We start from the raw sequence: 532 nt of genomic DNA, 5'->3' as shown, positions 1-532 counted from the left end.
TTTTTATCAGCCGCAGTATTAACATCGGTCTTGACATTTGCCGTATTGACGTCTGTCTTGGCTTCTGTGTTGACATCGGTATTAACCGTTGTATTAACATCCGTCTTTACATTCGCCGTATTGGCGGTTGTATTAACTGTCGGATTAACGTCAGTCTTTACATTCGCCGTATTGACAGTTGTATTAACAACCGTATCCGCGCCTGTTTTGACATTAGCTGCGTTGACGCTGACTTTCGCTTCGGTATCAATACCAGTATTGGTATTTGTATTTATACCTACTCCGGCGTTTGTCTTTATCTCCGGGTTGACATTCGTCTTAACATTCGCGGTATTTACATCCGTCTTGCTGTCATCAATACTATTGATGTTCAAATCACTCTTAACGAATGTGCTGTCCCCGGCCTTTGCCTTTCCGAGCGCGGCTTTGAGTATCTCTGATTTGACGCTGTCTCTTATACACATCTAGATGTGTATAAGAGACAGATACTGCGCCGCGCCGAATCCGTAACCGCTTTCGCTGTCGCCGGAAA

At 44.5% G+C, this 532-nt stretch carries 1 protein-coding gene; it reads right to left on the bottom strand.

Going from position 1 to position 532, the window contains the following annotated elements:
• On the bottom strand, nt 1-464 hold a 464-nt coding region (locus tag ACYVRA_RS08455; protein WP_461252283.1), incomplete at its 3' end, for a hypothetical protein.
• Nucleotides 465-532 lie beyond the last annotated feature (68 nt).

This window comes from Treponema sp. R8-4-B8 (genome assembly GCF_054786175.1).
The sequence above is the reverse complement of the archived record's forward strand: the minus strand, read 5'-3'. Positions and strand labels throughout refer to the sequence as shown.